Origin of the sequence: Thiohalobacter thiocyanaticus (assembly GCF_002356355.1) — a bacterium.
GTDB lineage: Bacteria > Pseudomonadota > Gammaproteobacteria > Thiohalobacterales > Thiohalobacteraceae > Thiohalobacter > Thiohalobacter thiocyanaticus_A.
Genome location: NZ_AP018052.1, coordinates 404,997 through 417,579, shown reverse-complemented (window position 1 = coordinate 417,579; position 12,583 = coordinate 404,997). Strand labels below are relative to the sequence as shown.

The following is a 12,583-nucleotide window of genomic DNA, read 5'->3' as shown; positions in this document are numbered from 1 at the left end:
TGGAAGCGGCCGTCAGGCCGCCAGCGGCGCGTCCGGGTCGCTGTCGGCAGGCCCACCGGCCCGCCGCAGGTAGTCTTCGATCAGCGGCGCAATGCGTATGCCCTGCCGGTTGAGCGCCTCCAGCCCGAACAGCGGATTGAACTCCAGAATGTAGAACCACCCCTGAACCTCGGCCACATCGAAGCCGGCATGGTCGATCCCGAGCCGACGCGCGACCTGTTCGACCAGCGCAATGGCCGCCGCCGGTATGTCATCGAAATGCACCCTGCCGCCACGGGCGACATTGGTATGGAAGACGCCCGGCGCGGCCTGCCGCCAGTAGGCGCTGACCACCCGGTCGCCGACGTATACGATGCGCAGATCACGCGTAATGGGCAGATACTCCTGCAGGTACAGCACCTCGCTGTGTCGGGCATAGGCCAGCAGGTCCGCCCGGCTTTCGATCAGATGCACACCCTCGCCGCGGGCCGAGCGCGGCACCTTGGCCACCAGCGGCAGACTCAGGGTCTCCAGCGCCTCCTCGAGCTGGGCCGGGGTGGCCGCGCCGATCCAGGTCTCGGGCACATTGTGCGGACACACGGCCAGCAGGGCCCGGGTCATCTCGACCTTGCTGTGGCCCAGGTGGTAGGTCGCCGGGCTGGGAAAGATACGCCTACCCAGGCCGTAGTGCAGGGCATTCACCTGCCAGGCGGCGGGAAACAGCAACCAGTCCGCCACCCGGATCTGCTCCAGATGCCGGTACATATGCTCGGGCTTGACATGGACGAGCCGCGGCATGCCCAGGGTGCGCAGCGGGTCGAATCTGATCCGGTTCACGGGGACGGGTTCAAGACACAAAGGGCGCAGTAAAACCGCTTTGCACGGCCGGCACAACGAAATATATTTATGGTGACAATCGAATTCTTCGAAGCAGCGCCTGTCTGCGGCGGCTAAAGAATCCCCGCCGGCGTGCGATAGATCTGATCAAACCCTCAACCGAAGCCCGCAAGCATGCCAGAACACAACACAGCGCCGAAATGGGATGTCGCCCTCGCCGCCCTGGCCGAGGACGAGTATGGAAAGAAACAGGTCCCGCTCAAGCTCAATGATTTCCGTCGTCTGGCCACCGAATACCGGATCCGCTTCGACGACATCATGGTGACCCTGTTCGAACTGGTCCGCCACGGCCACTGGCGTTACCTGGACCGCGACGGCAACCCGGTCGATCTGCCCGCAGACACCCTGGACAAGCTCTACGTCAATCGCCGCCTGCAGGAAGTGGATCTGCAGGATTTCGACGGCGGCTGGGAACCGCTCACTCGCGCAGCCGCGGGATGAGTTGAGCCAGGTTGCAGGGACGGGTGCGGATGTCCAGCTGCTGCTGGATCAGCTTGTCCCAGCCGGTGCGGCAGGCGCCGCTGGAGCCGGGCAGACAGAACACATAGGTGGCGTTGGCCACCCCGGCCAGCGCCCGCGACTGCAGGGTGGAGGTGCCGATCTCCTCATAGGAGAGCATGCGGAAGACCTCGCCGAAGCCCTCGATCTCCTTGTCCAGCAGTACCTGAATCGCCTCCGGCGTGCCGTCGCGCCCGGTCACCCCGGTGCCGCCGGTGGTGATCACGACATGCACGTCGGGGTCGGCGATCCAGCCTGAAACGCGGGCGCGGATGCGGTAGATGTCGTCGGGCTCGATGGCCTTCGCGGCCAGCCGGTGGCCGGCGGCCTCCAGGCGCTCGACCAGAGCGCGGCCCGAGGTGTCGTCGGCCTCGCTGCGCGTGTCGGAGACGGTGAGTACGGCGATATTGAGGGGAATGAAATCGGGCATGAATACAGGCTCTGGGGACTGATTACACTGGAGAGTAGGATGGGTGAAGGCGCTGTGCGCCGCAACCCATCGATGCGGACCGACGATGGGTTGCGCTTCGCTCCACCCATCCTACCCGGAGTTGTTTATTATCCCAGATCCCGCACCCGGAACCCAGCACCCGGCCCCTTTCAGGGCAGATAGAGGGTAAAGCGCCCGCCGCCGTCGATGCCGGTATTGGCCAGTTCGATATAGCCTTCCCGGTCCTTGTGCTGGTGCATGCGGGCGATGGTGGCGGTGAAATACAGCCCCAGGCCGGTTGAGCCGCTCTTGAAGTCGATCGCCTGACCCAGATCGGGGGCGGAATTGACCTGCATGGCATCGGGATAGCCCGGCCCGTTGTCCTCCACGAACAGGGCCAGCCGGCCGTCGACGGTTCCGGCGCCGATGCGGATGCGATCGCGGGTATAGCGGTAGGCGTTGTTGATCACGCTGTTGAGCACACTGCTGACCAGTTCGCGGTCGAAGAACCAGACCAGTTCGGGATCGCAGTCCATTTCGAACACCACGCCCTGCAGTTCCATGAAGGCCTCCTGCTCGAGAAAGCACTCCTCGATCACCTCCTCGACGTCGTTCTCGACGATGTTCAGGGCATAACCGAGTTCATTGATCTTGTACAGGGCCAGCAGCTGGATCAGGTTGGCATTGAGCCGCTTGGCCTCGTAGCGCAGCTTGCTCATGTCGCGCAGGGCGGGATCATCGATCGCGGCTTCGCCGCCGCCGAGTTCGTCCAGCGCCCCGATCAGCATGCCGACCGAGTTCTTCATGTCGTGCACGGAGTTGGCCAGGATCAGGGAGAAGTCATAGGGCTCCGGTTCGGTGGACATACAGGTTCCTCGTATCAGCCGTTCTGAATGGCGCCCGCCATGCTGCGGCAGGCGCGCATGAGGTTGTTGCGCCAGTCGCGATGGATTTCATCACCCTCGGCGGCCCGGATGTAATCCAGTGCGCGGGTGAGATGCTCCCGGCTGGGCCCGCTGTGCTTCATGAACAGAATCAGGGAGTGCGCGGCATTGAGGTTGAACACGGCATTGTTGGGCATGACCTTGACGGCGTTGGAGAAGAAGTCGATGGACTCCTCGATCCTGCCGGCGTTGACCAGCGCAACGCCTTCATTGTTGAGTTCGACCACCTCCTCGCGCGTGCTGCGGATGAGGTCGTCGCCGGCCTCGGCCAGGCCGGCCTCGCGATAGATCATGGACAGGCGATTGAGCACATCCTCATCGTCGTGATTGTTCTTGACCAGGCTGCGCGCCACCTCGTGGGCCTGCTCGGTGCGCCCCTGCTCGAGACAGGTCTGAACCAGCTCGTTGCCGACCGCGTCGGTGAGCAGTTCGGGCTGCCCGGCGGCCAGTTCCAGCGCCGATTCCAGCGCGGCGGCGGCCTGCGCTGCGTTGCCCAGCGCCTGCTGCACGCCGCTCTCGGCCACGGCCGCGACCAGCCCGGTGCGGGGATCCTCCCGGCATTCGTGACGCAGCTGGTCCAGCACCTTGAGCCCTTCCTTCGCGCTGCCCTGCTTGACCAGGGCCCGGGCCAGGCCGCTGTAATCCGTGGGCTGACGCAGCACCGACCCGCGTCCGACCCGCAGCGCCTGGCGGCGGGCCTTCTCGGTGGTGGCGTAGTCCTGATTGGAATCGGCAATGTCGGCCAGCGCGCGCTGGCGCTGCAGCGACTTGGGCGAGACACTGACTGCCTGCTGCAGGCTTTCCTGCGCCGCGGCCACATCGCCCTTGCGCTCCAGCGCCCGCGCCCGCCAGTCATAGGCCGCGACGAAATTGCGCTGCTGTTCGATCACCGCGTCGAAGGTGGCGATCGCCTCTTCGTAATCCTGGCGATGAAACCGGACCCTGCCCAGCCCCATGCGCGCCCAGGGCAGTTCGCGGTCGTCGAGCACCCGGGTGACCAGCGCCTCGGCCTGATCGAACTCGCCGATGTTGAGCAGCATGTCGGTCTTGAGCTTGAGCAGTTCGTAGCGGAACTTGGTCCCCTGCTCGATGAAGCGATCACACAGGGCGATGACCTGGTTGTAATCGTGACGCGCCAGCGCCTTTGCCACCGGCGCCATCTGCGCCTTCTTGTCCAGCAGCTTCTTCAGCCGCGCCTGCAGCACCGTCTTGGTGACCGGCTTGGACAGATAGGCGTCGGGCTGGTATTCCAGCGCCCCCATGACCATCTCGGAGGTGTTCTCGGCGGTCACCATCACGAAGGTGCTGTCATAGGGCAGCAGGTCCCGGTGCTTGGCCTCCTCCAGCACCTGCTGGCCGTCTTTGCCCTCGCCCAGGTTGTAGTCGCACAGCACGATCTCGAAGGGTCGGGCCTGCATCTTCTCGATGGCCTCTTCCCCGTTGCGGGCCTGCTCAATCGCATCGGCACCGTACATCGCGAGCATGCTGCGCAGCATCGAGCGCATCTCGGGAAAGTCGTCCACCACCAGGATGGTTCTGCCTTTGAGGCTCCACAACGCCATGGAAAATCCGTTGTTACGTGACTCCAGGAGTTGTGTCGGCGAGGCGGGGAAAAACTCAACCCGCCATGGCGCATGGGCCGATGGCGGGTTGGGGAAGAAACGCGCAGAATCTTATTAACTAATTGATATATCTCATGAATAAATCAGAGGTTCGTGAATTTAATACAACGGTCAGACGTAACGCGCCTCGCGCACCAGGGGGCGGCTGTCCTTCTCCCACTGCTCGATGCCGCCGGCCAGGCTGTAGACCTCCTGAAAGCCCATCTGCTGCAGGGTGTCGGCGGCCATGGCCGAGCGCCCGCCGGAGGCGCAGTACACCACCACCGGCTGGCTGCGGGCATTGACCAGGACTTCGGAATGCTTGGGATAGCGGGTATCGGCCGCGGCCTCCAGGATGCCGCGCGGGATCAGCATGGCCCCCTCGATGTGGGCCGATTCGTGCTCGCTGGACTCGCGCACGTCAAGGATCATCAGGTCTGGGCGCTCCTGCTTCATCGATTCGAGCTGGTCGCCGTCGACCTCCTTGATGCGGGACTTGGCGTCCTTGACGAATTCCATCAGGCCTTTCGGGGCGTCGGACATGGTTTTCTCCTGTGCTGGAAGTGGGTGTTGGTCATTGAAAAAAACCTCAACGCAGAGGCGCCAAGGCGCAGAGAAAACAGAAAAACATCCTGGAAATTCTGATCAATCCGTCATGCCGGCGAAGGCCGGCACCCATCTGCCTGTTTCCCTATGGATCCCGGCCTTCGCCGGGATGACGAAAGAAATCAGCCAGAGTTTCTATTTAAATTACTTTGCGTTCTCTGCGCCTTCGCGCCTCTGCGTTGAAATGGGGATTGAACGGCGAGACTCAACCCGCGGCATCCCGCAGTTGCCAGGTGGGATTTGCGTGCGCGTCCACCAGCCGCTCGCGCTGCAGCCAGGCCAGGGCATCTTCGGCATCGGTCTCGAACCAGCGCCGGGCCGAACCCAGCCGGAAGCTGTAGCCCCAGGCATCCATGTCGGCCAGCAGACGGTCACGGCCGACACCGGGCAGCCGAACGGCGAGCAGTACCTGGAGATAGCACACGGCATCCTCCTCGGCGTAGTCACCGCCGGCGTCCGTGTGCAGGCCGCTGCGCCGGTCGCTGTCCATGCAGATGTAGTGACAGGCCTCGTGCAGGGCCGAATGCACCGGGGTATCGGAGCGGATATACAGCCGATTGCCGATCAGGCCGGCCTCGGATTCGCCCCAGAAACTGCCCGGGATCTCATCTCCCGCCGCCACCGGGACCGGCGCCAGGCCATAGCGTTGCAGCAGCCCGGCCAGGGCGGTGGCCCCGAGCTCGGCCACGGTCATTACGGCGGACTGGACGGCGGCGGTACTGGTCGACATGCGGTGGTGCCTGCGGCAAACTGAACAGTTGAATCCTGGAGATCGACCCGATGGCAAGGCTGACAGTATACAGCACCGGGCACTGCCCGATCTGCGATAAATCCAAGGCGCTGCTCGCAAAATGGGGCATCGCCTATGACGAGATCCGCATCGACGGCGATCCCGCCGCGCTGCGCGAGTTCAGCCGCATCACCCAGGGGGCCCGCATGGTACCCCAGTTCACCGTCGACGGGGAATGGATCGGCGGTTTCGCCGACCTCACCGAACTGCACATGGAGGGCCGGCTCGACGAGTTGATGGAGAGGGGTTCCTGACCCTCGCCGGATCCGCTCCAGCGCAGTCGAATTCACGCCGTGCGCGGCAGCACCAGCACCAGCCGGGCCCCGCCCAGTTCCGCACTGGCGTCGATTTCCAGCCGGCCGCCATAGGCCTGAACGATATCCCGCACCATGGCCAGGCCGATGCCATGCCCGGGAGTGGCCTCGTCTGCCCGCACCCCGCGCTGCAGGATGCGGTCGCGGTCGGCCGCGTCGATACCCGGTCCGTCGTCCTCGACACTCAGCCGCAGTTCGGCAGCGTCGATCCCGGCACTCACCCGCACCCGGGCGACGGCCCATTTGCAGGCGTTGTCCAGCAGGTTGCCGAGCAGTTCCATCAGGTCACCGGCCTCGATCGCCAGTTCCTGTGCCGGATCGACCCGGAGTTCGAATTCAAGCTGCTTGTCAGCGTAGACCTTGCTCAGCGAATCCCTGATCCGCTGCAGCGTGGTGTACAGGTTCACCCGTTTACGCAGACCGCCGCGTCCGGCCAGGGCGGCACGCTGCAGCTGATAATCGACGATCTCCTGCATGCGCGCGGTCTGCTCACCGATCACCTGGTTCAGCTCCGCTTCCCGGGACTGGCCCACCGCGCCGCGGATCACGGCCAGCGGGGTCTTGAGACTGTGGGCAAGATCGGCCATGGCGTCGCGGTAGCGCTGCCCGCGGGTACGTTCGGCGCGGATGAATTCGTTGAGGTTCTCGGTCAACGGGCGCAGTTCGTGGGGATAGTGCCCCCCCAGGGCCTCGGCCTCACCGGCGTGGATGCGCTGCAGATCGGCCGGGATGCGCCGCAGCGGACGCAGCCCCCACTGCAGCACCAGCACCTGCATCAGCAGCAGGATGGCGCCGGCAACGCCCAGCCACAGCACCAGACTGCGCCGGAACTGCCACAGCTGGCCGCGGTATGCCGCATCCGACTCCAGCACCCGCAGTACCAGTTCGCGGCTCCTGGCCGGGGCGTATTCCCACACCACGCCGAAACGCAGCTCGAACAGACCGTCCCGGCCGAGGGCGGTACGCTCGAAATGGATCTGGCCGGAATCCAGCGGGACATGGTGATAGCCCAGTTCGCGGCCCAACAGGGAACGCGAGGACCAGACCGGTGCGGCGGACTGACCGGGGCCGGCGGCGATCACCTGGGCATAGCTGCCGGAGCCGGGCTGCTGCAGACGCTGGTCGGGATACTGGTCGGGCATCTGCACCCGGCCGCCGGCATCCAGTTCCAGCGCCCCGAGCAGGCCGTAGACCTGGGCCTGCAGCTTGGCCCGCACCCCTTCCCGGGCGCTGGCCTGGAAGGCCTGGTCCAGGGCCAGGCCGGTCAGGCCGAGAAAGGCGGCAAGGATCATCACCCCGGCCAGGACCAGCCGGGCCTTGAGCGAATTCATGCCTCGCGCGCCAGCGCCAGCCGGTAACCGCGCCCGCGCACCGTCTCGATGGGCTGCAGGGTGCCGTCCGGATCCAGCTTGCGCCGCAGCCGGCCGATGAAGACCTCGATGGTGTTGCTGTCGCGGTCGAAGTCCTGCTCGTAGATGTGCTCGGTCAACTCGGTCTTGGACATCACCTTGCCGGCGTGCAGCATCAGATAGTGCAGCAGACGGTACTCATAGGCGGTCAGCTCAACCGGACGGTCGTCGACCGCTACCTGCTGGGCGGCCGGGTCCAGCGTCACCGCCCCGCAGCGCAGCTGCGCCTGGCTCCAGCCGCCGCTGCGCCGCAGCAGGGCACGCAGCCGGGCCAGCAGCTCCTCGGTCTCGAAGGGTTTGACCAGGTAGTCGTCGGCACCGGCCTCCAGACCCTCGACCTTGTCCTGCCAGCGCCCGCGCGCGGTCAGAATCAGGATGGGCAGACCCGCGCCCTCGGCCCGCAGGCGGCGGATTACCTCGACTCCGGCTACGCCCGGCAGGCCCAGGTCGATGATGGCGATGTCGGGGGAATACTCACGCGCCAGGTACAGGCCCTCCTCGCCGTCACCGGCGGCATCGACGGCATAGCCCTGCTCGCGCAGACTGGCGCCGAGCTGTTCGCGCAGGGCGGCCTCGTCCTCGATCACCAGCGCCTTCATCGACCGGCGGCGTCCTGCCAGATCACCCGCACGTGGCCGTCGCGGGTGAGCAGCTTGATACGGTAGGCGGAGCGGCCGTCGCGCTCGACCCGCCGGGCCGACAGCACCCGGCCGCCGGTGCGCCGCTCGACCTCGGCCACGGCCCGATCCAGCCCGGCGTCGCCACTGCCCTGGCGGACCGTTTCGTCACCGTCGTGCGGCGGCTGCGCCGGGACCGGAACGCTGTGAGCCATCAGCAGCAGGCCCAGCAGCGCGGGCGCGAGGAATTGGCTGATTTTCATGAAATGAGAAACCTGTTCGTCTCGGTATTGTCGTCCGTTCGGGCCGCCGACATGGGACCAATCTAGCCCGGACTGTCTGAATCCCGCCTGAATCCCGCCGCGAGCGCCCGGTTTGTGGCCCTGTCCCGCCCTCGGGTTGTAAACTCTCACGTTTTCCGGCCGGCAACAACATCTGTCATGACCCAGGCACTGACCATCCGACAGCTGAGGAAAACCTATCCCAACGGCCCGATCGCCCTCAAGGGCATTGATCTGGATGTCGCCGAGGGTGATTTCTTCGCCCTGCTCGGACCCAACGGGGCCGGCAAATCCACCGCCATCGGCATCATCGCTTCGCTGACCAACAAGACCAGCGGGTCGGTACGGGTATTCGGCCACGACCTGGATACCGACCAGGCCGCGGCCAAGAGCTGCCTCGGCCTGGTGCCGCAGGAATTCAATTTCAACATGTTCGAGCCGGTGGTCGAGGTGGTGGTCAATCAGGCCGGCTATTACGGCATCCCGCGCACGCTGGCCTTCGAGCGGGCCGAGCAGTACTTGAAGGAACTGGGTCTGTGGGACAAGCGCCGGGTCATGGCGCGCAACCTCTCCGGCGGCATGAAGCGCCGGCTGATGATCGCCCGCGCCCTGGTCCACCGGCCGCGGCTGCTGATCCTGGATGAGCCCACCGCGGGAGTGGACATCGAAATCCGCCGCTCCATGTGGGAGTATCTGCGGCGCATCAACGAGCAGGGCACCACCATCATCCTCACTACCCACTATCTGGAAGAGGCCGAGAGCCTGTGCCGCAACATCGCCATCATCGACGACGGCGAGATCATCGAGAACACCAACATGAAGGTGCTGCTGAACAAGCTGCACACCGAAACCTTTGTACTGGACCTGCGTGAGCCCATCGACGCAGTGCCGCCGCTGGCGGGCTACAGGGTGCGCCAGGTCGACCCCAGTACACTGGAAGCGGACATCTCGCGCGAGTGCAGCCTCAACGGCCTGTTCACGGAACTCAGCAGGTACGGTATCGAGGTGCTCAGCATGCGCAACAAGAGCAACCGGCTGGAACAGCTGTTCCTGGACCTAGTGGACGACAAGAGCAACCATCGCCACAAGGGAGCCGCCGGATGACGCCGGGCGAGAAGTACACGGCCTTCAAGACGATCCTGATCAAGGAATTCCTGCGCTTCATCCGCATCTGGATCCAGACGGTACTGCCGCCGGTGATCACCACGGCGCTGTACTTCGTCATCTTCGGCAACCTGATCGGTTCCCAGATCGGCGACATGGAAGGCTATCGCTACATGGACTACATCGTGCCGGGGCTGATCATGATGGCGGTGATCACCAACTCCTACGCCAACGTGGTCTCGTCCTTCTATGGCTCCAAGTTCCAGCGCCACATCGAGGAAATGCTGGTCTCGCCCATCCCCAACCATCTGATCCTGAGCGGTTTCGTGGCCGGCGGCGTGGCCCGCGGCCTGGTGGTGGGCAGTGCGGTGACAGCCACCGCCTTCTTCTTCAGCGACGTTCAGGTGCACAATCTGTTCGTGAGCGTCACGGTCGTGGTACTGACCTCGATCCTGTTCGCCCTCGCCGGGCTGATCAACGGAGTCTTCGCCAAGAGCTTCGACGACATCTCCATCATCCCGACCTTCGTGCTCACGCCCCTGACCTACCTGGGCGGGATCTTCTACACCATCGAGATGCTGCCCGAATTCTGGCAGGGGGTGTCGCTGGTCAACCCGATCCTGTACATGATCAACGCCTTTCGCTACGGCCTGCTGGGCGTGAGCGACATCAACATCTATGTTTCCTACGCCATCATCCTCGGCTTCATCGCGGGGCTGTACGGATTTGCGCTCATGCTGCTCAACCGCGGAGTGGGCATCCGCAGCTGAACTCTAGAGCGCGCTGCTCAAACCATCGTCGTGCCCGCCCCGGGTGCGGCGGCGATTCTCATCGCAGGGCTGACTGAAATAGCAGGTCAGCCCGCTGGTCAGCGTCGTCAGCCCCCAGAACAGGAAGAATCCGAGCGTATAGGCACCCATCCGACTCAGCTCCGCCAACGCCGTCCCCGCCAGCAGATACAGGGGATCGAAGGCGGTGAAGAACAGGATCGTGGCCAGGGAGGACGTCAGGAACGACGGCCACAGAATGGAGATAACGCGTTGAACCAGAGGTATCTCGTTCGACATACCACACCTCCTACGGCTTTTTTATATCGTTATGCGCGGTGCGCGCGGCCTTCCCGGATACGGGCTCGCCGCGATCAACCGCACTAACATGGTGGCCCGTGGTGCGTTGTTTCAGACGCCCGGGGTCAGCCTCGCCTGACCACCTTGCGGCAGGACCATCCGGCCCGTCAAGCGCCAGCTTCCATCCGGCGGCGACACAATCAGATGCCAGTTGCCGGGAGACAGTTCCGGCATGGCCGCCAGATACCGGCCGCGCACCGCTGCTTCGAGCCTAAGCGACTGATCCTTATCGGCCAGAGTGGGATGCACCAGCAGCAGTTCGAGATACTCGGGCACGGCATCGGCGTTCGGCGACATCAATTCCAGCCGGACATCGTCGGCTCCGGGCGCATACCGCAGCAGGCCGGACAACCCCAGTTCAGCCGCCGCCCGCTCCTGCGCCAGGATCTCGTTGATGGCCAGCCCCTCCTTGTAATAGTCGTCCACCACCATGGCATTGGGGCTGTGCATGGCGATGATCAGGGTGGCAATGCCGCCGATCACGGCCGACAGCGGCAGGGAGATCAGGAACCAGGGCCAGAATTGCTTGTACCAGGGCGTGTTCATATCGAGTTTCCGCTAGGGACCGAGGAAGCGTCCGGACTGACGGATGCGGATGTCCGGGTTTTCCAGTGACTCCAGGACGAAGAATATCTCGTTGCTGGGCCGGTCTAGATGCACCGGATCGATCCGGACCTGCACCAGCAGTTCGGCCACCGCGCCCGCGGGCACCTTGAGCGCATCCTCCCGGTAGACCAGTTCCGCCTGCTCCAGACCTTCGATCGTCAGTTGATAGCTGTGCGCATGCTCGTCCATATTGATCAGCTTGAGCGTATAGATGTTCTCCACCAGCCCCATGGGCGTCTCGCGATACAGCGCATTGCGGTCGCGGATGATGTTCAGATCCACCGGCACCCGGTTGGCGATGGCATATATCAGACCTGCCAGCAGGGCAAGCAGAATGAACCCATAGACCAGGGTGCGCGGGCGCAGCACGTGAGTAGGCCTGCCTTCGAGCCGGTTCTCGGTGGTATAGCGAATCAGACCGCGCGGATAATCCATCTTGTCCATCACGTCGTTGCAGGCATCGATGCAGGCCGCGCAGCCGATGCACTGGTACTGCAGGCCGTTGCGGATGTCGATGCCGGTGGGACAGACCTGCACGCACATCGTGCAGTCGATGCAGTCGCCCAGCCCCTTCCCGGCCCGATCCTCGCTGCGCTTGCGTGATCCGCGCGGCTCGCCCCGGCTTTCGTCATAGGAGATGATCAGGGTGTCCTTGTCGAACATCGCGCTCTGAAAGCGCGCATATGGGCACATGTAGATACAGACCTGCTCGCGCAGCCAGCCGGCATTGCCGTAGGTGGCGAAGCTGTAGAACAGGATCCAGAAGGTCTCCCAGGGACCGAGGGAGAAATTCATCAGCGAGGCACCCAGTTCGCGGATGGGGGTGAAGAAGCCGACGAAGGTGAAACCGGTCCAGGCGGCGAAGGCGATCCAGGCGGCGTGCTTGGTGGCCTTGATGCGGAATTTTCTGAAGTTGAGCGGCGATTTGTCCAGCTTCATCTGCCGGGGCCGATCGCCCTCGATCTTGCGCTCCATCCACAGGAAGACCTCGGTCCACACCGTCTGCGGGCAGGCGTAGCCGCACCAGAGCCGGCCCGCCAGCGCGGTGAAGAAGAACAGCGACAGGGCGGCGATGACCAGCAGCATGGCCAGGTAGAAGAAATCCTGCGGCCAGAACACCAGTCCGAAGATATGGAATTTGCGCGCCGGCAGGTCGAACAACACGGCCTGATGGCCATCGTATGTGAGCCAGGGAACGAAATAGTACAGGCCGAGCAGCACCAGCACGCCGGCCACCCGCAGGCGGGCGAACAGGCCGTGCACCTCGCGCGGATAGACCTTCTGGCGTTTCTGATAGAGGACGTTTTCGACCTCGCGGTCGTTCGGTGTCGGCGCGCTCTGGTTCATCGGTTCAATCCGTGTGGTGCATTCCAGAATAAC

The 12,583-nt window shown here is 64.3% G+C and carries 16 protein-coding genes; 4 read left to right on the top strand and 12 right to left on the bottom strand.

What is annotated here, in order from left to right; genetic code table 11:
• Nucleotides 1–12 precede the first annotated feature (12 nt).
• Complete coding sequence (locus CFK21_RS01970) at nucleotides 13–816, bottom strand: ATP-grasp domain-containing protein (RefSeq protein WP_096364225.1); 804 nt, start codon at nucleotides 814–816, stop codon at nucleotides 13–15.
• 174 nt (nucleotides 817–990) lie between these two features.
• Here CFK21_RS01970 and CFK21_RS01965 point away from each other — a divergent pair, with 174 nt between their 5' ends.
• The gene (locus CFK21_RS01965) at nucleotides 991–1,317 is read left to right on the top strand and encodes a hypothetical protein (RefSeq protein ID WP_096364223.1); all 327 of its coding nucleotides are present in this window, start codon (nucleotides 991–993) and stop codon (nucleotides 1,315–1,317) included.
• Here the strand turns inward: CFK21_RS01965 and moaB are convergent.
• From moaB to CFK21_RS01940, 5 genes are all read right to left on the bottom strand, one after another.
• The gene (gene moaB, locus CFK21_RS01960) at nucleotides 1,295–1,804 is read right to left on the bottom strand and encodes a molybdenum cofactor biosynthesis protein B (RefSeq protein ID WP_096364221.1); all 510 of its coding nucleotides are present in this window, start codon (nucleotides 1,802–1,804) and stop codon (nucleotides 1,295–1,297) included. The genes CFK21_RS01965 and moaB overlap by 23 nt on opposite strands.
• Before the next feature lie 170 nt (nucleotides 1,805–1,974).
• Nucleotides 1,975–2,670 carry a sensor histidine kinase gene (locus tag CFK21_RS01955; protein WP_096364219.1) on the bottom strand — a complete coding sequence of 232 codons (696 nt, stop codon included), beginning with the start codon at nucleotides 2,668–2,670 and terminating at the stop codon, nucleotides 1,975–1,977.
• 14 nt (nucleotides 2,671–2,684) lie between these two features.
• Complete coding sequence (locus tag CFK21_RS01950) at nucleotides 2,685–4,310, bottom strand: response regulator (RefSeq protein WP_096364217.1); 1,626 nt, start codon at nucleotides 4,308–4,310, stop codon at nucleotides 2,685–2,687.
• Between the two features lie 171 nt (nucleotides 4,311–4,481).
• Nucleotides 4,482–4,892, bottom strand: a complete 411-nt coding sequence (locus tag CFK21_RS01945) for a rhodanese-like domain-containing protein (RefSeq protein WP_096364215.1) — start codon at nucleotides 4,890–4,892, stop codon at nucleotides 4,482–4,484.
• A gap of 268 nt (nucleotides 4,893–5,160) precedes the next feature.
• Entirely contained in the window at nucleotides 5,161–5,685 is a 525-nt protein-coding gene (locus tag CFK21_RS01940) for a hypothetical protein (protein ID WP_096364213.1), read from the bottom strand.
• Nucleotides 5,686–5,735: 50 nt separating this feature from the next.
• Here CFK21_RS01940 and CFK21_RS01935 point away from each other — a divergent pair, with 50 nt between their 5' ends.
• Nucleotides 5,736–5,999, top strand: coding sequence for a glutaredoxin domain-containing protein (locus CFK21_RS01935; protein ID WP_096364211.1), 264 nt, complete (start codon nucleotides 5,736–5,738; stop codon nucleotides 5,997–5,999).
• 32 nt (nucleotides 6,000–6,031) lie between these two features.
• Here CFK21_RS01935 and CFK21_RS01930 read toward each other — a convergent pair whose 3' ends face one another.
• The 3 genes from CFK21_RS01930 to CFK21_RS01920 are packed head-to-tail and all read right to left on the bottom strand — an operon-like array spanning nucleotide 6,032 to nucleotide 8,348.
• Nucleotides 6,032–7,390 carry an ATP-binding protein gene (locus tag CFK21_RS01930; RefSeq protein ID WP_096364209.1) on the bottom strand — a complete coding sequence of 453 codons (1,359 nt, stop codon included), beginning with the start codon at nucleotides 7,388–7,390 and terminating at the stop codon, nucleotides 6,032–6,034.
• Complete coding sequence (locus CFK21_RS01925; RefSeq protein WP_096364207.1) at nucleotides 7,387–8,067, bottom strand: response regulator transcription factor; 681 nt, start codon at nucleotides 8,065–8,067, stop codon at nucleotides 7,387–7,389. Before CFK21_RS01925 ends, CFK21_RS01930 begins: the two co-directional genes overlap by 4 nt.
• Entirely contained in the window at nucleotides 8,064–8,348 is a 285-nt protein-coding gene (locus tag CFK21_RS01920) for a PepSY domain-containing protein (RefSeq protein WP_096364205.1), read from the bottom strand. The genes CFK21_RS01925 and CFK21_RS01920 overlap by 4 nt, the downstream gene beginning before the upstream one ends.
• A 177-nt stretch (nucleotides 8,349–8,525) precedes the next feature.
• Between CFK21_RS01920 and CFK21_RS01915 the strand changes: the two genes are divergently transcribed.
• Nucleotides 8,526–9,470, top strand: a complete 945-nt coding sequence (locus CFK21_RS01915; protein WP_096364203.1) for an ABC transporter ATP-binding protein — start codon at nucleotides 8,526–8,528, stop codon at nucleotides 9,468–9,470.
• On the top strand, nucleotides 9,467–10,240 hold the full coding sequence (locus CFK21_RS01910; RefSeq protein ID WP_096364201.1) for an ABC transporter permease: 774 nt from the start codon (nucleotides 9,467–9,469) through the stop codon (nucleotides 10,238–10,240). Before CFK21_RS01915 ends, CFK21_RS01910 begins: the two co-directional genes overlap by 4 nt.
• A gap of 3 nt (nucleotides 10,241–10,243) precedes the next feature.
• Here the strand turns inward: CFK21_RS01910 and CFK21_RS01905 are convergent, their stop codons facing one another.
• From CFK21_RS01905 to ccoG, 3 genes are all read right to left on the bottom strand, one after another.
• The gene (locus CFK21_RS01905; protein WP_178110273.1) at nucleotides 10,244–10,537 is read right to left on the bottom strand and encodes a hypothetical protein; all 294 of its coding nucleotides are present in this window, start codon (nucleotides 10,535–10,537) and stop codon (nucleotides 10,244–10,246) included.
• A gap of 111 nt (nucleotides 10,538–10,648) precedes the next feature.
• Nucleotides 10,649–11,143 carry a FixH family protein gene (locus CFK21_RS01900; protein ID WP_096364199.1) on the bottom strand — a complete coding sequence of 165 codons (495 nt, stop codon included), beginning with the start codon at nucleotides 11,141–11,143 and terminating at the stop codon, nucleotides 10,649–10,651.
• A 12-nt stretch (nucleotides 11,144–11,155) separates the two neighbouring features.
• On the bottom strand, nucleotides 11,156–12,550 hold the full coding sequence (gene ccoG, locus CFK21_RS01895) for a cytochrome c oxidase accessory protein CcoG (protein WP_096364197.1): 1,395 nt from the start codon (nucleotides 12,548–12,550) through the stop codon (nucleotides 11,156–11,158).
• Nucleotides 12,551–12,583 lie beyond the last annotated feature (33 nt).